The sequence below is a fragment of the Undibacterium sp. RuRC25W genome, from assembly GCF_049339825.1.
GTDB lineage: Bacteria > Pseudomonadota > Gammaproteobacteria > Burkholderiales > Burkholderiaceae_D > Undibacterium.
In genome coordinates, this window is record NZ_JBMPPD010000021.1 from 1 (window position 1) to 19,886 (window position 19,886).

Annotated in this window: 20 protein-coding genes; 11 read left to right on the forward strand and 9 right to left on the reverse strand. The window is 46.4% G+C overall.

Translation table 11 applies throughout. From position 1 onward, the window contains the following. Positions 1 to 218: 218 nt before the first annotated feature. From ACO0KV_RS10930 to ACO0KV_RS10945, 4 genes are all read right to left on the reverse strand, one after another. The gene (locus ACO0KV_RS10930) at positions 219 to 1,652 is read right to left on the reverse strand and encodes an NAD(P)(+) transhydrogenase (Re/Si-specific) subunit beta (protein WP_423042561.1); all 1,434 of its coding nucleotides are present in this window, start codon (positions 1,650 to 1,652) and stop codon (positions 219 to 221) included. Then, positions 1,652 to 1,978, reverse strand: coding sequence for an NAD(P) transhydrogenase subunit alpha (locus ACO0KV_RS10935; RefSeq protein WP_423042621.1), 327 nt, complete (start codon positions 1,976 to 1,978; stop codon positions 1,652 to 1,654). Before ACO0KV_RS10935 ends, ACO0KV_RS10930 begins: the two co-directional genes overlap by 1 nt. 119 nt (positions 1,979 to 2,097) lie before the next feature. After that, positions 2,098 to 2,460 (reverse strand): aspartate 1-decarboxylase, encoded by a 363-nt coding sequence (gene panD / locus ACO0KV_RS10940; protein WP_186910976.1) that lies wholly within the window; start codon positions 2,458 to 2,460, stop codon positions 2,098 to 2,100. A 60-nt stretch (positions 2,461 to 2,520) separates the two neighbouring features. After that, positions 2,521 to 3,636 carry a Re/Si-specific NAD(P)(+) transhydrogenase subunit alpha gene (locus ACO0KV_RS10945; protein ID WP_423042562.1) on the reverse strand — a complete coding sequence of 372 codons (1,116 nt, stop codon included), beginning with the start codon at positions 3,634 to 3,636 and terminating at the stop codon, positions 2,521 to 2,523. A gap of 552 nt (positions 3,637 to 4,188) precedes the next feature. Between ACO0KV_RS10945 and ACO0KV_RS10950 the strand changes: the two genes are divergently transcribed. The 3 genes from ACO0KV_RS10950 (at position 4,189) to ACO0KV_RS10960 (ending at position 7,141) form a co-directional block, all read left to right on the forward strand. Continuing rightward, positions 4,189 to 4,671 (forward strand): NUDIX hydrolase, encoded by a 483-nt coding sequence (locus ACO0KV_RS10950; protein WP_423042563.1) that lies wholly within the window; start codon positions 4,189 to 4,191, stop codon positions 4,669 to 4,671. Next, complete coding sequence (gene mnmA, locus ACO0KV_RS10955) at positions 4,668 to 5,765, forward strand: tRNA 2-thiouridine(34) synthase MnmA (protein ID WP_423042564.1); 1,098 nt, start codon at positions 4,668 to 4,670, stop codon at positions 5,763 to 5,765. Before ACO0KV_RS10950 ends, mnmA begins: the two co-directional genes overlap by 4 nt. Positions 5,766 to 6,196: 431 nt before the next feature. After that, a complete protein-coding gene (locus tag ACO0KV_RS10960) occupies positions 6,197 to 7,141 on the forward strand; it encodes a MurR/RpiR family transcriptional regulator (protein ID WP_423042565.1) in 945 nt (314 codons plus the stop codon). Between the two features lie 55 nt (positions 7,142 to 7,196). Here ACO0KV_RS10960 and ACO0KV_RS10965 read toward each other — a convergent pair whose 3' ends face one another. From ACO0KV_RS10965 to ahpC, 3 genes are all read right to left on the reverse strand, one after another. Next, on the reverse strand, positions 7,197 to 8,966 hold the full coding sequence (locus ACO0KV_RS10965) for a hypothetical protein (RefSeq protein WP_423042566.1): 1,770 nt from the start codon (positions 8,964 to 8,966) through the stop codon (positions 7,197 to 7,199). Between the two features lie 209 nt (positions 8,967 to 9,175). After that, entirely contained in the window at positions 9,176 to 10,723 is a 1,548-nt protein-coding gene (gene ahpF / locus ACO0KV_RS10970) for an alkyl hydroperoxide reductase subunit F (RefSeq protein ID WP_423042567.1), read from the reverse strand. A 221-nt stretch (positions 10,724 to 10,944) separates the two neighbouring features. Next, positions 10,945 to 11,508, reverse strand: a complete 564-nt coding sequence (gene ahpC / locus ACO0KV_RS10975; protein WP_423042568.1) for an alkyl hydroperoxide reductase subunit C — start codon at positions 11,506 to 11,508, stop codon at positions 10,945 to 10,947. A 358-nt stretch (positions 11,509 to 11,866) separates the two neighbouring features. On the opposite strand from ahpC, the gene asd reads away from it, so the two are divergent. The 3 genes from asd (at position 11,867) to ACO0KV_RS10990 (ending at position 13,604) form a co-directional block, all read left to right on the forward strand. Beyond that, complete coding sequence (gene asd, locus ACO0KV_RS10980; RefSeq protein ID WP_423042569.1) at positions 11,867 to 12,712, forward strand: archaetidylserine decarboxylase; 846 nt, start codon at positions 11,867 to 11,869, stop codon at positions 12,710 to 12,712. 277 nt (positions 12,713 to 12,989) lie between these two features. Next, positions 12,990 to 13,190 carry a hemin uptake protein HemP gene (hemP, locus tag ACO0KV_RS10985; protein ID WP_423042570.1) on the forward strand — a complete coding sequence of 67 codons (201 nt, stop codon included), beginning with the start codon at positions 12,990 to 12,992 and terminating at the stop codon, positions 13,188 to 13,190. A 168-nt stretch (positions 13,191 to 13,358) separates the two neighbouring features. Next, on the forward strand, positions 13,359 to 13,604 hold the full coding sequence (locus ACO0KV_RS10990; protein WP_423042622.1) for a hypothetical protein: 246 nt from the start codon (positions 13,359 to 13,361) through the stop codon (positions 13,602 to 13,604). A 116-nt stretch (positions 13,605 to 13,720) separates the two neighbouring features. Here ACO0KV_RS10990 and ACO0KV_RS10995 read toward each other — a convergent pair whose 3' ends face one another. After that, positions 13,721 to 14,329 (reverse strand): glutathione S-transferase N-terminal domain-containing protein, encoded by a 609-nt coding sequence (locus ACO0KV_RS10995; protein ID WP_423042571.1) that lies wholly within the window; start codon positions 14,327 to 14,329, stop codon positions 13,721 to 13,723. A gap of 294 nt (positions 14,330 to 14,623) precedes the next feature. Here ACO0KV_RS10995 and purB point away from each other — a divergent pair, with 294 nt between their 5' ends. The 5 genes from purB (at position 14,624) to ACO0KV_RS11020 (ending at position 18,675) form a co-directional block, all read left to right on the forward strand. Next, on the forward strand, positions 14,624 to 15,991 hold the full coding sequence (gene purB, locus ACO0KV_RS11000) for an adenylosuccinate lyase (RefSeq protein WP_423042572.1): 1,368 nt from the start codon (positions 14,624 to 14,626) through the stop codon (positions 15,989 to 15,991). 282 nt (positions 15,992 to 16,273) lie between these two features. Then, positions 16,274 to 16,810 (forward strand): cytochrome b, encoded by a 537-nt coding sequence (locus ACO0KV_RS11005; protein ID WP_423042573.1) that lies wholly within the window; start codon positions 16,274 to 16,276, stop codon positions 16,808 to 16,810. A gap of 15 nt (positions 16,811 to 16,825) precedes the next feature. Beyond that, positions 16,826 to 17,392, forward strand: a complete 567-nt coding sequence (locus tag ACO0KV_RS11010; protein ID WP_423042574.1) for a YceI family protein — start codon at positions 16,826 to 16,828, stop codon at positions 17,390 to 17,392. A 111-nt stretch (positions 17,393 to 17,503) separates the two neighbouring features. Beyond that, complete coding sequence (locus tag ACO0KV_RS11015) at positions 17,504 to 18,070, forward strand: YceI family protein (protein WP_423042575.1); 567 nt, start codon at positions 17,504 to 17,506, stop codon at positions 18,068 to 18,070. A gap of 170 nt (positions 18,071 to 18,240) precedes the next feature. Continuing rightward, positions 18,241 to 18,675, forward strand: coding sequence for a MarR family winged helix-turn-helix transcriptional regulator (locus tag ACO0KV_RS11020; RefSeq protein ID WP_423042576.1), 435 nt, complete (start codon positions 18,241 to 18,243; stop codon positions 18,673 to 18,675). A 246-nt stretch (positions 18,676 to 18,921) separates the two neighbouring features. Here the strand turns inward: ACO0KV_RS11020 and secF are convergent, their stop codons facing one another. Further along, positions 18,922 to 19,863: a protein translocase subunit SecF gene (gene secF, locus ACO0KV_RS11025; RefSeq protein ID WP_423042577.1), complete on the reverse strand. Its 942-nt coding sequence runs from the start codon at positions 19,861 to 19,863 to the stop codon at positions 18,922 to 18,924. Positions 19,864 to 19,886: the final 23 nt, after the last annotated feature.

Consider the following 19,886-nt stretch of genomic DNA (forward strand, 5'->3'; position numbering starts at 1 on the left):
AGGCGCAATTCGTTCCCATTGATCATCTCTCAACATCAGTCGCAGCATCGTTTCATTCTTTAAAATCTAGAATGTAAACACACTTCGGGAAAAGTTAACAGCTTTTTATATGTCAACACGCCCTAGTTAGTTTTTTTGCAGACAAGAAAAGTCCCCGTCACCAGAGGGGCTGACGGGGACTTTTAATTCAGTTGCATGAGTTACCAGCTGCAACAACCTTATTCGACGGCTTTGACCATATCTTCAATGACCTTTTTAGCGTCACCGAATACCATCATGGTTTTGTCCATGTAGAACAACTCGTTGTCCAAGCCGGCATAACCAGATGCCATAGAACGTTTGTTCACGATAACGGTTTTGGCTTTGTAGGCTTCCAGAATCGGCATGCCAGCGATCGGTGATTTTGGATCTTTCGCAGCTGGATTGACAACGTCATTCGCACCCAACACCAGCACCACGTCGGCCTGACCAAACTCACTGTTGATGTCTTCCATTTCGAAGACCTGATCGTAAGGCACTTCCGCTTCCGCCAACAAAACGTTCATATGGCCAGGCATCCGTCCGGCAACTGGATGGATCGCATATTTGACGGTAATCCCTTTGTGCGTCAACTTTTCAGTCAACTCTTTGAGGGCGTGTTGTGCACGTGCTACCGCCAGACCATAACCTGGAACAATGATGACCGTTTCTGCATTACCCAACAAAAATGCAACGTCATCGGCAGAACCAGACTTCACGTTACGCTGTGCTTGCGTACCTGTGCTGGCAGTTGCTGCCTCGCCACCAAAACCACCCAGAATCACATTAAAGAACGAACGATTCATCGCCTTGCACATGATGTAAGAGAGAATCGCACCAGATGACCCGACCAGCGAACCGGCAATAATCAGCATGGAGTTGTTTAATGAAAAACCAATACCTGCCGCCGCCCAGCCAGAGTAACTATTAAGCATAGAAACAACGACTGGCATATCTGCACCACCGATAGGGATGATGATCAGTACGCCCAGCACAAATGCGATCGCTGCCATTAACGCAAATGGTGTCCAGCTTTGCGTGACACAGAAGGCAATGCCTAAGCCCAGCATCGCCAAGGCCAACACCAAGTTTAACTGATGTTGACCACTGAAGCTGACTGGTGCCCCCTGAAATAAGCGGAACTTGTATTTACCAGATAATTTACCGAACGCGATCACAGATCCAGAGAACGTAATTGCACCGACAAAAGTACCGATAAATAACTCAATCCGGTTACCCACTGGAATCGGCATATCTTTGCCAACGATATTAAATACCCAAGGCTCAGATACAACAGCAACAGCAATACACACCGCTGCCAAACCAATCAGCGAGTGCATCGCTGCGACCAGCTCAGGCATTTTTGTCATTTCAACGCGTTTGGCCAGAATGGCGCCAATACTACCGCCGACAACCACACCCAACGTCACCAAGCCGTAACCCATGCCGCTGCCAGCACTTTCTGTTTTGAGCTTCACGATCAGCGCAATGGTTGTCGCCGCGGCAATCGCCATTCCGACCATGCCGAACGTGTTACCACGACGTGCCGTAGAAGGATGCGACAAGCCTTTCAACGCCTGGATAAAACACACCGAGGCGATCAGATAGAGCATTGTTACGAGATTCATACTCATTATTTGCCCTCCTTGTTACCGTCCGCTTTTACAGCTTTAGGCTCTTTTTTCTTAAACATTTCCAGCATCCTCTGGGTAACCAGAAATCCGCCAAAAACATTCACTGCGGCTAACGCCACAGCAACGGTGCCCATGACCTGCGCCAGTAAACCTTCAGTCAAGCCAGCCGCCAACATAGCGCCGACAATGATAATGGCTGAAATAGCATTGGTCACTGCCATCAAAGGCGTGTGTAAAGCTGGTGTTACCGTCCAGACCACGTGATAACCGACATAAATTGCCAGTACAAAAATGATGAGGTTGGTTAGGGTATGACTAACTTCCATGATGTCCTCTCTGTTGTAGGGATTGAGACATACAAATACAGTCGATTTCTTGGGAAACTTTTTCCGGCAGGCATCGTGCATCTATTATTCCTGCCATCGTCCGCTCCTTTGTCATCGGCTTAATACTCCTTGAGACTAGTGATCTGATTTTTTGCATTCACAAAAACCACATTCGGTTTGTGCGCACGCGCTTCTTCTTCTGTCATTGGTGCGTAAGTACAAATGATCATCAAATCGCCTAGTTGCACGCGGCGAGCTGCAGCACCGTTCAATGAGATTTCGCCACTACCACGTTTGCCTTTAATTGCATAAGTGGAGAAGCGCTCACCATTGTTGACGTTGTACAGCTCGATCTGTTCGTTCTCGATGATATTCGCAGCGTCGAGCAGATCTTCATCAATTCCACAAGAACCTTCATAGTGGAGATCGCACTGGGTTACAGTGGCGCGATGAATTTTGGCGCGGAGCATATTTCTTTGCATGGTGTTTCTACTTTCTGATACTTGTTACGAAAAACTTAAATTCTGAAACCTAATATTCAACTACTTCTTGAGTACCTCGCCGCCCGCACACACTAAGGTGGCGGCAACAATTTCGTCTTCACGATTTATCGCCAATGCCGCTTCTTTGTCGATGATCAATTTCAGAAAATCGAGTACGTTGCGGGAATACAATGCCGACGCATCCGCCGCTAGTAAGGTTGCCAAATTCGGTTCACCAATAATGTGAACACCATATTTGGTCACCGTTTTGCCTAATTCTGACAAAGGGCAATTGCCACCTTGCTCCACCGCCATATCGACGATGACAGAACCGGGCTTCATGGATTTGACAGTATCTTCAGAAATCAATACCGGGGCTTTACGACCTGGTATCAACGCGGTGGTGATAATAATGTCGGCTTGTTTGGCACGCTCATGCACCAATGCTGCCTGACGTTGCATCCAAGCAGCAGGCATAGGTCGGGCATAGCCGCCTGTACCCTGAGCGATTTCGCGTTCTTCGTCGGTCTCATACGGGACATCGATAAATTTTGCGCCGAGCGATTCTACTTGTTCTTTGACTGGAGGTCTTACGTCCGATGCTTCAATCACCGCACCCAGACGCTTGGCTGTCGCAATCGCTTGCAAGCCAGCCACGCCCACGCCCATGATCAATACACGCGCCGCTTTGACGGTACCTGCAGCCGTCATCAGCATTGGCATAAAACGCTGATAAGTATTCGCGGCCAGCATCACTGCTTTGTAACCTGCGATGTTTGCCTGTGAAGACAGCACGTCCATGGATTGTGCACGCGTAATACGTGGCGCTGCCTCCAACGCAAATGCGCTAATGCCATGCGCTGCCATGGCTGCAATATTGTCGGCATCAAATGGATTGAGCATACCGACTAACACTGCTCCGGACTTGATCAAAGTCCTTTCACTGGCATCTGGCGCGCGTACTTTTAATACTAATTCTGCGCCGAATGCTTCTGCTGCGGTACCGATCTGGGCACCTGCTGCCAGATATGCTTCATCTGTGATACTCGAAGCCACGCCAGCACCAGACTGCACAATCACCTGGTGTTTTGCAGCAACGTACTTCTTAATGGTTTCCGGAGTAGCCGCAACGCGCGTCTCTCCAGGCCGAGTCTCGGCGGGAATGCCGATTTTCATAGAATTGCTCCCTGATTGTGAATAAAATCTTTTGAATAAAATCTTAACTTACTATCCGCGACCACTGCATACAACCTGAGCAGCCAACGGTGGCGATTCATGGCATAGCAAAGAATTGCCAAAGTTGCATTTAACGTCTCGCCTGCAGTCGATAAAGAATCAATGAGGTACGATCGGCGCAACGCCGAAATACTTACCCGAATCTTACATTTCGTATTCGACAACAATATTACACGCAAAGTGTTTTTTAGCACAACCGTTCGTTTTTTACCATTTTTGCAAATTTTTATTTTGTCATTTCATGGTCAACATGCTCATTCGTTCATTAAAAAATCTGTTTTCCCTTTTAAAAACAGACGATTAGCGTAATGAATCTGATATAAGTTACGCTATTTTGAAGAAAAATATTTAGTTTATCGCAACGAATGATGTGTGATTTGCACTGATAGATAAAAAACGCATTAGCTAATTCACTTTCAAATTTGCTGGTTTGCCACACAAAATTTGATGGCAAAGTAAAATGTCACCTTACCAGAATTAATGAAAGAAGTTATGTCCTCTATCTGGAAGCCATCAGTAACTGTTGCAGCGATCATTGAACGCGATCAGCGGTTCCTAATGATTGAAGAAGAAACACCAGACGGCATCCGTATTAATCAGGCAGCGGGACATCTGGATCCGCAGGAATCCTTAATTCAGGCGGTTGTTAGGGAAACACTAGAAGAAACGGCACATGATTTCACGCCCACAGCGCTAGTAGGGACCTATTTATCGACATTTATTTCGCCAGCGACGGCAGAGGAAGTCACTTACCTGCGTTTTGCATTCACCGGAGAAGTGGGGCAACAATACGACCAGCCATTGGATGACGGTATTGTGCGTACTCTCTGGATGAGCTATCAGGAAATCGTCGATTGTAAGCATATCCATCGCAGCCCTTTGGTGCTGCAATGTATAAACGATTATTTGCAAGGACAGCGTGCGCCGCTATCCTTGTTATTTACCCATCCAAGCGTACTTGGATCACAATTATGAGCAAAAAAAGAGTTGTTATTGGCATGTCTGGTGGCGTTGATTCATCCGTCTCTGCATGGTTATTAAAAGAACAGGGTTATGAAGTCATCGGTCTTTTCATGAAAAACTGGGAAGACGATGATGATTCAGAATATTGTTCAACACGTGAAGACTGGATCGATGCTGTCAGTGTCGCTGACGTCGTTGGCGTTGATATTGAAGCGGTTAACTTTGCCAGCGAATACAAAGACCGGGTCTTCGCCGAGTTTTTACGCGAATACCAAGCGGGGCGCACGCCCAATCCTGACGTCTTGTGTAACGCTGAAATCAAATTCAAAGCATTTCTCGATCATGCAATGAAACTCGGTGCCGACTATATCGCTACCGGTCACTATGCCCGTGTGCGCGAAGTAAATGGTGAATTCCAATTGCTCAAGGCACTCGATGCCAGCAAAGACCAGAGTTATTTCTTGCATCGTCTAAACCAGAAGCAGTTAGCGAATACCTTGTTTCCGTTAGGAGAAATTCAGAAAACCGAAGTCCGTAAAATTGCAGAACAATTGCAATTACCTAACGCGAAAAAGAAAGACTCGACGGGCATCTGCTTTATTGGTGAACGTCCGTTCCGTGATTTTTTAAATCGTTACCTGTCCTATAAACCAGGCGATATTAAAACACCGGAAAACCAGATTATTGGTCAGCACGTAGGTTTGAGTTTCTATACCTTGGGTCAGCGTAAAGGCATTGGTATCGGCGGCATCAAAACCCACCAAAACGCCGACGGCAGCAGCGACGCCTGGTACGTGGCACGAAAAGACGTAGAAACCAATACCTTATACGCTGTACAAGGTCATGATCACCCTTGGTTATTATCCTCCAGCTTAGATGCAACCCAAGTCAGCTGGGTCGCTGGTTACGCGCCTGTGAATCCCGATTTATCAGCCAAAACACGCTACCGTCAGCCCGATATGCGCTGCACCTTTAATGGCGATAATCAGCAATTTAATTTGCATTTTGACCAAGCGCAGTGGGCAGTGACACCTGGCCAGTCTGCCGTGTTGTATGACGGTGATGTATGCCTTGGCGGTGGGATTATTCACTCAGCATCGAAGTAACTCTCCGTAGTACCTCGCCGCCAGCCCCTCTCCCACTTGCGGTAAAGGGGAGTACGGCTACTTGAAACAAAAACAATATCCACATCGTTCCAGCAAGTTTATCTTGGCAAAAAAACTTACCTTGAGGCAAAAATTTTCAGCAAAAACTGAACAATTTCACCTCAATTTACGTCTATCATATGCGCCACAATCGCACATACTGTAGTAAGGTTCGATACAAGAAAATTCAATTTATATCTACCGCATTCAAGGCAATGGAAAATATAATTTATCTTAATTAAAATATTCGGATGAATATTCAGCGAAGCTAATGCGACTATTAATCTAAGAACAAACAATCAATTGCTCCTCATTGATACGTTTCATTACTTTACAATCCAAATTGATGAAACTATATTTACATATCTTTTTCCTGAAAACGCTCGCTAATTATGAATCGCCCTGATACGCAAACCCTCGGTGGAACGGTCAATGTTCGCATTGGCAAGGTTTATATGAACCTGTCGAAAGCACACAAAAAAGCTGCTGACTATGTGTTGTCGAACGTTTTCAGATCAGCGACGATGTCGATTGATGAGCTAGCTAATGCGGTAGGCATCTCGGTTGCAACTGCAAACCGCTTCGCGCGCGCCTTGGGTTTTGAAGGATATCCGCAATTCCGAGCAGAACTGGTCACGGGCTTTGAAGCCATGTTAGCGCCGATCGATAATTTGCGCAGCGAAGTCAGTCGTCCGGCAACCAGTACTGAAATTATTGCGGGTTCATTGAATGAGGATCTGTCTAACCTCGAAACGACGCGTCGTGGTTTGGATATTGAATCCTGCAATCAGGCAGTAAAAATGATTTTAAATGCCGAGCGCATCTACATTGTCGGCTACGGCGCGAGTGCGTTCCTGGCGGGCCTGATGGCGCATAATTTGGATCCGTTTTGCAGCACAGTACAATCCACAATCGGTTCTGGCGGCCCATCAACTGTCGCGCGACAGTTGTTTAAATTCACACCGCGCGATCTGGTGATTGGCATCTCGTTTCCACGCTATGCAGAAGATGTGGTGACGATGATGCGTCAAATCAAAGAAAAAGACGTACCTATCCTCGCATTGACGGATGCCCCCAGCTCACCGTTGGCAGCATTGGCGAATGTGACGCTGTACGCACAAACCAGACGACAATTTTCTCCTAACTCTGAAGGTGCTGCATTGTGTCTCATTGAAGCACTTTGTAGTGCCGTTGCTCATCAGGCTGAAGCACCAGTCCATGCGGCGTCAGAGTTGACCAAGTTTGTGATGCATTGGCTGTATCAGGATCCAGCACACACGACAAATAAAGCATCACAAGTTGAACGCAAAACCGTAGATGCAGACAGGCCTGCCTGAGGGATGCCTCAACCTGACCTCACTGATAACTGATCACGATTGATCGGGTATGTCGTTATGCCACTACGCTGTTGACGCGCAGGGGTGTCGTTTCCTTGTCGATGCTTGGTCGTAGCGCGTAAACACTACACCCTTTGCTGGCACTGACAATGTGACCAAGCTGTGCATTTTCGAGCCCCTTCTTCGCATGAATAATCAAATTCCTGTTGTCAGGTACGCTTACGCCACGCGGCAAAATCATATGAATAGCGTTATCACTTATCCCTCTTATTGCTCTGATGAGCTCTTTGTCGCCCGCGCGCACATCGGATTGGTTGTTCATTAGCGTTTCCTCAGGTACTTCGATAGCGACTGAGGTAGAGTGCTGGCTGATCAATTGTATTTCAACATAAACCTGACCTGATTGGGGTCGCAATATCCGCTCAATAACGCCCAGTCTAGGTTGGTGCCAATCGCTCTGCTCGAGCATATAGGCTGTCAGATCACCGATATGCATTTCTGATGTGTGACGACTCTCTAATGTCGACAAGCAAATCATGTTGTCATCCTGATGCCGAAGAAACCAAGCACTCTCAATAGAACCTGCTGCGTCATCAGAAAAAACGGCAGAGTGTTTGGCTAACAAGTCCGACATACGGCGCCCTATCCCCTTCCATCCGCCACCAGAATCAATGTGCCTGAGCAAAGCAAAAATCTCATTGAAGCCAATAAAGATACGCAAGTCAGGGACTTCTCTTTTCTGATCAATAGAAATAGAATTACGGAAGGGATAGTCGCGAAAACATTGAAATTGCAACTGTGCTATCGCTAACTGCTCATCAGGGCCAAACAGACTCAGATGCTTCGATAACGATACGCCACCGCCGTTCCGACGCGAACGGATGACTTGCGCAAGATCGGAGATCATTATTTGTTGCAATTGATCCCACTCCAAAATGAGGGGAGCAATTTGCCCAGTTTGTTGCGTATTAACAAAGCGGCTCGGTACCGTGTCGGCGCAATAGACCAGCGACGTTTGTGTGGACACTACGTCGCTTGCATTCTGACTCAGCCCAATTTTCAAGTCACCCAAACCAATCGAGCGAATAAGCCACGTCTGCCACTGAACTGGCCAATAGCTAAGTTGCAGACGCTCGACCATCTGCAGGGCAAGATAGACGTCAACCGCTCTCCCCATCGCCATCGGTTGATCGGAACGGTATTGCTGATCCAGCGTTTTCTGAACGATGTACAAGCGTTGATTGGCAGCCAGAATATGCACCAATGAATTTGCCATGCGCCATGACTTCGCTGATAACTCTTGGTAGCGCAGCGCTTTGATGGTCTGTTTGAATTTTAATAATTCTAGCAAACGAAATGCGGCCTGATCTAATTTTTTTAATGATCTGACATAGCGAAAACCTGAACTTTGCTGGTAATGCTCAATGATGAGTCCGTAGGAATTCACTAACTCAGCACAGATCGCAATCATACAGTCGAGCAACTGTGCTCTTCTCTGACTATCCGGCACCCCGCCATCTTTTGAAAATTGTCCAGCCAACACCACCGCCAGCGGATAAAACAAACCCATCAAGCGATGATTGTATTGAGCTCTTCTCGTAACGCTAGTTTTGTGCCTGTTAAGTTGCTTGAGATTCTTAAGTAACAGCGCCAAGAACTGTTCATCATCTGCCTGTGTACTTCTGTGTTTTTGAAGTTGATATAGCGTGTTTAGTACCGGTGCAGGAGTCGACTTCACCAGAGGCAGTGTGATAGGAAAGGGAATCCGCTTCTCAGAATACTGTAAACCCAACCAGTTATGTAGCCATTGCGGTAGCAGAGTCATTGTCTTATTATTGCCTTTAAAGTTAGCATTAATTATAACAACAAAATTGCCAATATAACCACTTATTTCTAATGAACAAACTTTCTACTACCGTACTCTTAGGTTGATTTTTAACTCATTCAAGATTTCAAGACAAAAAAAACCTCGTCCGTAACGCGACGAGGCTTTTACCCGACGGCACCTTGTGAGTGCCTGGATTCTTACTTACATTAACTGCGAATCAAATGATCAAACGCGCCTAACGCTGCTTTTGCACCTTCACCAACAGCGATCACGATTTGTTTGTAAGGCACGGTGGTGACGTCACCCGCTGCAAATACGCCTGGCAAGGATGTCTGTCCACGTGAATCAACGATGATTTCACCGTGACGAGATAATTCCAAGGTCCCTTTCAACCATTCAGTATTAGGTACTAGACCGATCTGAACAAACACGCCTTCTAACTCAACACGTTTCACTTCTTCGTTCGTACGGTCTTTGTAGCTGATAGCGTTCACTTTTTTGCCGTCGCCATGAATCTCTGTTGTCTGCGCCTGAGTGATGACTGTCACGTTTGGCAAACTATGCAATTTTTTCTGCAATACGGCATCGGCACGTAATTCTGCTGCAAACTCAATCAAGGTCACATGACCAACGATACCGGCCAGATCGATTGCAGCTTCAACACCAGAGTTACCACCACCGATCACAGCAACACGCTTACCTTTGAACAGCGGACCATCGCAATGCGGGCAATAAGCAACGCCGTGATTACGGTATTCTTTTTCGCCGGGGACATTCACTTCGCGCCAGCGCGCACCGGTCGCCAGAATTACCGTTTTGGATTTTAAGGTCGCACCACTTGCCAGCAAAATTTCGGTCATGCCATCTTTTTGTGTCAGCTTGTCGGCACGTTGCAAATTAGTGATATCAACGTCGTAGGCTTTCACGTGCTGCTCTAAGGCGACGGCAAATTTAGGACCTTCTGTCTCGGTCACAGAAACAAAATTCTCAATCGACATCGTATCAAGCACTTGTCCGCCAAAACGCTCAGCAACGATACCGGTACGAATCCCTTTACGTGCAGCGTAAATCGCAGCAGCAGCACCAGCAGGACCACCACCAACGATCAGCACATCGTAAGGCGCTTTGGCATCGAGTTTTTCTGCAGCGCGTTGAACGGAACCTGTATCTAATTTCGCCAGGATTTCTTCTACTGTCATACGGCCTTGACCGAATACTTGACCATTGAGATAAATCGTTGGCACCGCCATGATCTGACGCTGTTCGACTTCAGCCTGGAACAAGGCACCGTCAATGGTTACTGATTTAATACGCGGATTAAGCACCGCCATCAAGTTCAGTGATTGCACGACCTCTGGGCAGTTCTGGCAGCTCAGAGAAATATAAGTTTCAAAATGGAAATCACCGTCAAGATTCTTGACCTGTTCGATCACATCGGCGTCGACTTTCGGTGGATGTCCTCCCGCCTGCAACAGTGCCAAAACCAATGAAGTAAATTCGTGCCCCATTGGAATGCCAGCGAAACGAATTGAAATATCATGACCCGGGGAAGCGATAGCAAACGAAGGCTTGCGGCTTGCAGGATCGGTATCTTGAATCAACGAAATTTTGTCCGACAACTCAACGATTTCATTGAGTAATGTCTGCATCTCTTTTGCTTTGTCGCTATCATCGAGTGAGGCGATCAGCTGGATTGGACGGGTTAATCGTTCGAGGTAGGCTTTGAGCTGGGCTTTGAGTGTATTGTCTAACATGATGATTCTTTCCTATTCTTTAACTGAGCGTTTTTAGGACTGATGCAAAATGGTCCCAACGGGGCATGAAGGCAATGTAAGCGCGGCCATCTTGTGTATTGTGGAGACTGTTGGGGCAATTTTGCATCAGTCCATACCCTGACAAAGATCAAGGTATGGAGTGTCGTCGCTTAACCTATCTGATTTCCTTCACGATAAGTGAGCGCGTCAGATCAACGATCTTAGATCTTGCCAACCAGATCCAGAGATGGTGTCAATGTTTCTGCACCTGGTGTCCATTTTGCTGGGCAAACTTCACCTGGGTGGCTTGCAACGTATTGAGCTGCCTGAACTTTACGCAACAATTCTTTTGCATCACGGCCGATACCATTGTCGTGCACTTCCAATACTTTGATTTCGCCAGCTGGGTTTACAACGAATGTACCGCGCAGTGCCAGACCTTCTTCTTCGATCAACACTTCAAAATTGCGGGAGATAGCCAATGTTGGATCAGCGATCATTGGGTAAGCAATTTTGCCGATCGTGTCAGATGTGTCGTGCCATGCTTTGTGTGTGAAATGTGTGTCAGTAGAAACACTGTAGATTTCTACGCCCAGTTTTTGGAATTCTGCGTAGTGATCAGCCAGATCGCCTAATTCTGTTGGGCAAACGAAAGTGAAATCTGCTGGGTAGAATACGAAAACAGACCATTTGCCGTTCAGATCTTCATTCGTTACTGGTACAAATTTACCATTGTGGTAAGCAGTTGCTTTGAATGGTTTTACGATGGTGTTAATCAATGACATGGTAATTTCCTTTATGGTTGAAACGTAGTTAACGTGCTTCGCAACCTAAGCTGACACGTGTTGACTTACATACTGATGACGCGGTGTGCTACGTAATGAAGCCACCATGATAGAGCGTTTTTAAAACTATGAAAAACTAATTAATTTTATCAAGTCAATTAATTTTAACTATCACTCTAAGTATACCGCAAATTTGTTCCGTCCATATGTCATGCCCTTATTGACATTGAGGATCAACCTACATCCCGTCTGAAGCTAATAAAAAGACAGTTTTTTTGCGGCGCAATGCAGGAAAAACGTGATTTATCTTTGCGCAACGTTATAATTCCCGACCACTTCAATTCAAAGGTCACCTACTGTGCCAGATCGACTTGCCGTTCTCACTCAATACCTTTTACCCAAACAGGCACTGACTGGTCTGGCAGGTAAAGCAGCTAATGCCAGATGGGGCAATGTTACAACCCGTTTTATCCGCTGGTTTGTGGGCAAATACCAAGTCAATATGAGCGAAGCGGTGAATCCGGATATCGCCAGTTATGCTACTTTCAATGAATTTTTTACCCGACCGTTAAAACCGGGCGCGCGCCCCCTGGCTAGCAGTGATTTGATCTGCCCAGTGGATGGTGCCATCAGCCAGTTCGGTCCTATTTCTCAGGGGCAGATTTTTCAGGCCAAGGGCCATCAGTTCTCAGCGACGGCATTAATCGGCGGAGACAGCGAGGCAGCAGCAGCATATACAAACGGCAGCTTCGCTAATATCTACCTAAGTCCTCGCGACTACCACCGAATTCATATGCCATGCGATGGCAAACTGACGCGCATGGTGTATGTGCCAGGCGATCTGTTTTCCGTCAATCCAACGACAGCCCGCGGTGTTCCGAATTTATTTGCCCGCAATGAACGCCTGGTGTGCTTTTTTGAATCGGCATCGGGTAATTTTGTCATGACGTTGGTTGGTGCCACCATTGTCGGTAGCATGGCAACGGTATGGCATGGCATTATTAACCCGCCCCGTCCCGGTAAAATTTGCAGCTGGGATTATAAGGATCAGAACATTTCTCTCAAAAAAGGTGAAGAAATGGGGCGCTTTATGTTGGGTTCAACGGTCGTGTTACTGTTTCCACAGGGGGATCTGCGTTTCAACACAACGTGGAAACCGGCTGGTAGCGTTAAGCTCGGCGAAGCCATGGCTGACTTTACGTAACGAGTTCATACCTATCATAGTAATTCGAGAGAACAACAAAGCCCGAGACGTGCGCCTCGGGCTTTGTTGCTTTTGGGCACCCTGCTGACAAGCTTTTTCAGCAACCTCGAGTTATCGGCTCAACTCCACTAATACGCTCAAGACGTTTATTTGTTCACAGAAAAATAACTACCTCGACAGAAATTATTTGCAAAATTCCCTATTCTAGACAATAATCAAATAAGAATGATTCTCATTTAATTTTTAGTTACATCTCATTCACTGATGAAGGACTGTTATGAATACCCATGAGCAATATGATGGCACACCAACTGTGATCAGAAAGACGGATTTGTGCAACGGCAAAACAAACCAGCCTGTATTACGGCTTAAAAGTAAGGAACTCATGCAAAACCTCAGAGAACTTGAGATCGATCATGAAGGAAGAATTTATCGCTTGCGGGTGACCCAACTGAATAAGTTGATCTTAACCGCCTGAATCTATTTATCATCAGCCAGCTACGCATTGTTCTGCTAGTCAGCCAAACTATCTACCAATGAAGGGAGACCTACCGTGCAGAATACTTTATTCAACAATGTTCCAGGTCAACATCATGCAGACAAGTCAACTCAAGCAGAAATTTTACTGTCAGCGGCGCTACATCTCATGTCACACTACAGCGTTAAAGCGGCATCTCCCGAGGGGAGTACCGCATGCCTTAAGCTAGCATCAGTGATTGAGAGGCATTTGAAGGCGTTGAGTGAACTACCAGGAATGACGCCCGTACTCTTGGCGACATGCCAGCAATTGCACGAGCAATGGGCGAGCTTCATTGATGATCTTCTCAGACAGCAACAAAAAAACCGCTACAGCTTTGGTTTGTTTCGTTCAGAAAAAGAACATAAAGCGTAAAAAAGCGACTTCGGATAAATCATGCCAAAGCGGCCATCGCATTAATTGAGATGCAGGTCGCTACTGACATTGATCGACCTGTTCCTGTTACAATTTTATGGTGCGCTCTGATCAAATTAAGCGGGTATCGTATCTTTAAACGATGCACGTTCCGATAGCTTATCGGCAAGTTTTGATAGGTTAGGGTACTCAGTGCGCCACGTGATTTCAGGGAAACGGAAACTTAACCAGTCCAGCGCGCAGACGACACTAATATCTGCCAGTGTCATGTGATTTCCTGAGCAAAACGCGGTTTCGGCCAAGCCTAACGACATCGCTTTGAGTCCAGCATGGACTTTTGCCATCTGACGCTCAATCCATTCACTGCTTTGTTGCTCAGGTGCTCGCAAGGTTTTTTCGAGACGAACTAAAACCCCCGCATCGAGCACGCCGTCGGCAAGTGCTTCCCAGCATTTGACCTCGGCACGCTCACGACCCACTGCTGGTATGAGTTTTCCTACCGGCGTCAGCGTATCGAGGTATTCAACAATGACGCGCGAGTCAAACATTGCCCCACCATCTTCCATGAGCAGACAAGGTACTTTCCCAAGAGGATTGGACTCTTGAATCGTGGTCTCGCTTGCCCAAACATTTTCTAATACAAACGTGTACTCAAGTTTCTTTTCCGCCAAGACGATGCGAACTTTTCTAACGTACGGACTACTAGTAGAGCCAATGAGTTTCATAGTTTTTACAAGAATAATGTGGATTTGATTATAGCATTTTGACGAGGAGAAACTCTCGTAAAGGCAGGGCCAATACGTTAGCGTGTGCCCTTTTTTTCCGCGATCGCATCAGACGCCACTGCTTTCCGCGGCCATCAAATGGTAAAATCGCGGTTTGAGCGCAAAATAAAGCAAAGAACGTAAAGATAACTAATTCCTGAGCTTAATTTAAAACTTTGGAAAGTTTACAAAATTCGCTGCAAGTGTTGTTTTTTGCGCAAGCCTTTCTCTCTTACACTACCACATCGAGCGATCATGTCCTTATCCTCCCTCTCCGCCCTTTCCCCACTTGACGGTCGTTACGCTGGCAAAGTTGATGCCCTGCGCCAGACATTATCAGAGGCCGGCTTTATGCACCATCGCGTCAAAGTCGAAATCTCCTGGTTGCAAGCGTTATCTCAAGCAGGCTTTGATGAGATTAAACCATTCTCCCCTGCAGCGAATGCCCTGTTAGACAAACTGGCAGCTGAATTCTCTGAAGCGGATGCACAACGCATCAAAGACATCGAAGCGGTCACTAACCATGACGTGAAAGCGGTTGAGTACTGGCTTAAAGAACAAGTCAAAGACGTACCAGAATTGGTCGCGGCCAGTGAATTCATTCACTTTGCGTGCACATCAGAAGACATCAACAATACATCTCACGGGATGATGTTGAAAACTGCCCGTGACAGCGTGATGGTGCCAGCCCTGAAAAAACTGATCGCACGTTTGACTGAGTTAGCGCACACTAACGCTGATGTACCGATGCTGTCACGTACGCACGGTCAGGCTGCCAGCCCGACAACTCTGGGCAAAGAGATGGCGAACGTCGTCGCTCGTCTGCAACGCGCCATCAAGCGTATTGAGCAAGTAGAGATCTTAGGAAAAATGAATGGTGCGGTTGGTAACTACAACGCCCATTTGTCCGCTTATCCACACTTTGACTGGGAAAGCTTCTCCAAAAATGTCATTGAACAGCGTCTTGGTCTGGTCTACAACCCCTACACCATCCAGATCGAACCCCATGATTACATGGCAGAAATGTTTGATGCATTTGCGCGCGTTAACACCATCTTGCTGGATCTGAACCGCGATATCTGGGGTTATATTTCAGTTGGTTACTTTAAACAAAAAACCAAAGCAGGCGAAATTGGCTCCTCCACCATGCCGCACAAAGTCAATCCGATTGACTTTGAAAACTCTGAAGGAAATCTGGGGCTGGCAAATTCTCTCTTGCGCCACCTGTCTGAAAAACTGCCAGTATCCCGCTGGCAGCGCGATCTGACGGATTCTACCGTCCTGCGTAACATCGGCGTTGCACTCGGTTACACCCTGCTGGCCTACGACAGTTGTCTGCGCGGCCTGAACAAGCTGGAAACCAATCCTGAACGCCTGGCTGCTGATTTGAATGCAACCTGGGAAGTACTGGCAGAGCCAGTCCAGACTGTTATGCGCCGTTATGCAATAGAAAACCCTTACGAGCAGTTAAAAGAATTAACTCGCGGCAAAGGCATTTCTAAAGAAGCGCTGCGTGAATTTGTCGAAGGTCTGGCAATTCCACAAGAGGCGAAAGATGTCTTGTTAGCGATGACTCCAGCAAACTACATTGGTATTGCCGCCAAATTAGCGAAAGCTATCTAAGAACAGCATTCGAAGCATCGTCGTTCCGGTATTCACCACTCAGATCTGATCTGAGCCAATAAGCGCAATCATCTTTTTGATTGCGCTTATTTTTTTTGCCTCTATATTGAAAATGTAACAATGACATAGTACAGATGCTGAAGACAGTGTTATACAGATCAAATACGGTGCGGCAGGTGCGAACAGTATTCATCTCAAAAAACGCCTTCGCCAGCAGACTTGAACTTTTTTTGCTATATTAGTTCTAATGCGAACTAATTTACTTTTTAACTGGAGTTCTGAATGACGGAAAATCAACGTTATCCCGCAGCAATCGTGGTATTACATTGGCTCATCGCAGCCCTGATCGTATCGGCCTTCGCACTCGGTACGGTGATGACCGACATGCGTATCAGCCCAACGAAGTTACAATATTACTCCTATCATAAATGGCTGGGCGTCACGGTGCTTGGACTCGTTGCTATCCGCCTGTTGACACGTTTATTCACTCACGCCCCCACCTACCCTGCCTCCATGAGCGCATGGCAAGCGAAGGCAGCTGATGCGGCACACGTGTTTCTCTACGTGCTCATGTTCGCCGTACCCTTATCTGGTTACTTTTACACCTCAGCGGCAGGGTATCCAGTGGTTTATTTGGGGCTGGTTCAATTACCTACCTTCATTGCCCCGGATCCAGCCTTAAAAAGCTCTCTCAAAGAATTACATGAGTTACTGACCAATGTGATTCTGGCAGTCGTCGTTTTACATGTACTGGCTGCACTCAAACATCAATTCATCGACAAAGATGGTTTACTGCGTCGGATGACGCTCAACAAATAAATATTAAGGATTGCTATGAGATTTCAATTCAAACCACAACATCTGATCGCTTCAGCACTCGTTGTGGCAATGTCTGTTCCAGCGCTGGCAGCTGTTGCACGACTCGATGCAGCAAAAAGTGCCGTCACGATCGTCTTTAAACAAATGAATGTACCGGTAGATGCTAAGTTTAAAAAATTTGCAGCAACAATCGACTATAACGCAGCAAAACCAGAAACATCAAAAGCCAGCGTCGAGATTGATCTCGCCAGTTTTGATTTGGGTGACGCCGAGTACAACAAAGAAGTATTGAAAAAAGAATGGTTTAACGCTGCGCAGTTTCCAAAAGCAAGCTTCGTTGCAACTGGTATGAAAGCCAACGGTGTGGGTAAGCTCGATGTCACTGGTACGCTGAGCATCAAAGGTAAAACGGCCAATGTCAGCTTCCCGATGAGCATCAAACAAGAAGGCGCCAATCAGATCTTTGACGGCAGCCTGCCGATCAAACGCCTCACCTTCAATATCGGAGAAGGTGAATGGAAAGACACCGGCATGGTCGCCGATGAAGTTACGATTAAGTTTCATGTAGTTACCACGCAGTAAACATCACAAAAGCAGCAAAAAATAGCAGTAAAAATATCGTCATCTTTTGTTACCACCGGAATGTCAATGCAAGGCGCTGACATTCCTCCATTGTCCAATCAGGAGCAACCTATGAAATTAGCAAAACTTATCGCAGCAGCTTTAGTTGTTAGTGCAGCACCGGCATTCGCAGATAACTACACGATCGATCCAACACATACCTATCCAAGCTTTGAAGCTGACCATTTCGGCGTATCCGTATGGCGCGGTAAGTTTGACAAAACAAGCGGCACAGTCACTCTGGACCGTACAGCAAAAACAGGTACAGTAAACATCACGATCGACACATCATCGATCGATTTCGGTTTCTCAAAAATGAATGATCACGCAAAATCTGCTGATATGTTCAACGTTGAAAAATTCCCGACAGCGACTTACAAAGGTACTTCGATCAAATTCAATGGCGACACACCAGTTGCAGTTGAAGGCGAATTCACTTTGTTAGGCGTGACAAAACCATTGACACTGACCATCAACAAATTCAAATGTATTCAACATCCAATGTTGAAAAAAGAAGTGTGCGGTGCTGACGCTTCTGCTGAATTCAAACGTACTGACTTTGGCTTGAACTATGGCACACCACGTTTTGCACCAGAAGTAAAACTGGCTATCCAAGTTGAAGCTGTTCGCGCAGACTAATCACTCGTCTGCTCCTTGACGATCTCAGACTTCTCTTGAGATGGTCCTTGTTGGTTCTGATCAACGCAGATCAGAACCAACATCGGCATAAACAACCGTAACGCAATCTGCTTTTATGCATAGCGTAGCGAAGTAAATAATTTTTGCTTCCGACCAATATCGATAATTCTATGAATAAACGCTACCTACGCAGCATCCGTCTTTTATCCGAATGTATGCAGTTGTTTGAAACAGTATCAAACCGCAGAGTCAGACAACTCGGCTACACCCCAGCACAGTTTGACATCATTGCAACGCTCGGCAATACGCCAGGAATGACTTGCAAAGAACTCGGCGAAAAAACCCTGATCACGAAAGGGACCCTCACCGGGGTACTCGACCGCATGGAGCAAAAGGCACTCATCATTCGTGAACGTGGTGGAGAAGACCGGCGACAGTTATTTGTTAAATTAACGTCGCAGGGCGAAACGATTTTTAAAGATATCTTCCCAAAAGTAATACAAAGTGGTGGAGAAGGATTTGCAGAATATACAGAAGCGGACTATAACGCTCTCGAAGAGGCGTTGAGCAAGTTAAAGTCACACTTAGGGAAGAATGCCGCTTAATATTCACAGCGATGAACTTGCGTGTTTTTAAGCCTGTCGACGATAGAAACATATCGTCGACACATCATCGACGCGTCATCAAAATGACCAGTAACGCGTGAGCATAGCACCCTGATTGATGGATGAATGCATAAGAAAAGCCAGCAATTAATCTGCCCAATTAAATGGGGTCAGTTCAAATGCTGGCTTTTTTATTCTTGCTTCATTCTCAAAAAAGAGAATCAACCCTTCAAACGATTCAGAAGATTAAACAACCGCTCCGTCTGTGTCGTCTTTTTCTTTGACTGGCTTGATCAGATCTTCACGTTTCACACCCAACCACATCGCAATGGCCGCAGCCACGAAAACAGATGAATAGATACCGAAGCAAATACCAATCGTCAATGCAACCGCAAAATAATGCAAGGTTGGACCGCCGATTAACAGCATCGACAACACCATCATCTGCGTACAACCGTGGGTAATAATCGTCCGTGAGATGGTGCTTGTGATCGCGCTATCGATCACTTCTTTGACGGTCATCTTGCGTTGTTTACGGAAGTTTTCGCGGATACGATCAAAAATAACCACGGATTCATTCACTGAGTAACCCAGCACCGCCAGTACTGCCGCTAAGACAGATAAGTTAAATTCCCATTGGAAGAATGCGAAGAAACCCAAAATGATGATCACATCATGCAAGTTGGCGATAATTGCCGCCACCGCAAACTTCCATTCAAAACGAATCGCCAGATAAATCACCACACCGATCACCACGAACAACAAGGCCATCAAACCGTCATGCGCTAACTCGTCGCCCACTTGCGAGCCAACTTGTTCTGTCCGTTGCAATTTAACGTCTGGATCAATGGCTTGTAACGCCGTGAATACTTTTTTCGCCTGATCATCTGCCGAGCTGTCTTGCTTTGGCAATGGCAAACGAATGACCACATCTTGTGCTTTACCAAAGGTCTGCACTGGGACATCGGCGTAACCTAAAGACTCAACGGTTTTACGCACGGCATCGACGTCTGCTGCTTTGGAATACGACACTTCCATCACCGTACCGCCGGTAAATTCAACGGAGAAGTGTAAACCCTTGTGCAGCAAAAAGAAGACGGCGGCCACAAACGTTAAGGCAGAAATGACATTGAAAATCAGCGCATGGCGCATGAAAGGAATGTCTTTTTTAATGCGGAATAATTCCATAATGAATTCCTGAATTCTTATCT

What these genes read in the sequence shown, in the direction of transcription:
- ahpC (WP_423042568.1), bottom strand. Translation starts at nt 11,508, where the DNA reads ATGTCATTGATTAACACCATCGTAAAACCATTCAAAGCAACTGCTTAC.
- purB (WP_423042572.1), top strand. Translation starts at nt 14,624, where the DNA reads ATGTCCTTATCCTCCCTCTCCGCCCTTTCCCCACTTGACGGTCGTTAC.
- ACO0KV_RS11010 (WP_423042574.1), top strand. Translation starts at nt 16,826, where the DNA reads ATGAGATTTCAATTCAAACCACAACATCTGATCGCTTCAGCACTCGTT.
- ACO0KV_RS11015 (WP_423042575.1), top strand. Translation starts at nt 17,504, where the DNA reads ATGAAATTAGCAAAACTTATCGCAGCAGCTTTAGTTGTTAGTGCAGCA.
- ACO0KV_RS11020 (WP_423042576.1), top strand. Translation starts at nt 18,241, where the DNA reads ATGAATAAACGCTACCTACGCAGCATCCGTCTTTTATCCGAATGTATG.
- ACO0KV_RS10930 (WP_423042561.1), bottom strand. Translation starts at nt 1,652, where the DNA reads ATGAGTATGAATCTCGTAACAATGCTCTATCTGATCGCCTCGGTGTGT.
- ACO0KV_RS10995 (WP_423042571.1), bottom strand. Translation starts at nt 14,329, where the DNA reads ATGAAACTCATTGGCTCTACTAGTAGTCCGTACGTTAGAAAAGTTCGC.
- ACO0KV_RS10935 (WP_423042621.1), bottom strand. Translation starts at nt 1,978, where the DNA reads ATGGAAGTTAGTCATACCCTAACCAACCTCATCATTTTTGTACTGGCA.
- ahpF (WP_423042567.1), bottom strand. Translation starts at nt 10,723, where the DNA reads ATGTTAGACAATACACTCAAAGCCCAGCTCAAAGCCTACCTCGAACGA.
- ACO0KV_RS10960 (WP_423042565.1), top strand. Translation starts at nt 6,197, where the DNA reads ATGAATCGCCCTGATACGCAAACCCTCGGTGGAACGGTCAATGTTCGC.
- mnmA (WP_423042564.1), top strand. Translation starts at nt 4,668, where the DNA reads ATGAGCAAAAAAAGAGTTGTTATTGGCATGTCTGGTGGCGTTGATTCA.
- secF (WP_423042577.1), bottom strand. Translation starts at nt 19,863, where the DNA reads ATGGAATTATTCCGCATTAAAAAAGACATTCCTTTCATGCGCCATGCG.
- ACO0KV_RS10950 (WP_423042563.1), top strand. Translation starts at nt 4,189, where the DNA reads ATGTCCTCTATCTGGAAGCCATCAGTAACTGTTGCAGCGATCATTGAA.
- panD (WP_186910976.1), bottom strand. Translation starts at nt 2,460, where the DNA reads ATGCAAAGAAATATGCTCCGCGCCAAAATTCATCGCGCCACTGTAACC.
- ACO0KV_RS10945 (WP_423042562.1), bottom strand. Translation starts at nt 3,636, where the DNA reads ATGAAAATCGGCATTCCCGCCGAGACTCGGCCTGGAGAGACGCGCGTT.
- ACO0KV_RS10990 (WP_423042622.1), top strand. Translation starts at nt 13,359, where the DNA reads ATGTCACACTACAGCGTTAAAGCGGCATCTCCCGAGGGGAGTACCGCA.
- ACO0KV_RS11005 (WP_423042573.1), top strand. Translation starts at nt 16,274, where the DNA reads ATGACGGAAAATCAACGTTATCCCGCAGCAATCGTGGTATTACATTGG.
- hemP (WP_423042570.1), top strand. Translation starts at nt 12,990, where the DNA reads ATGAATACCCATGAGCAATATGATGGCACACCAACTGTGATCAGAAAG.
- ACO0KV_RS10965 (WP_423042566.1), bottom strand. Translation starts at nt 8,966, where the DNA reads ATGACTCTGCTACCGCAATGGCTACATAACTGGTTGGGTTTACAGTAT.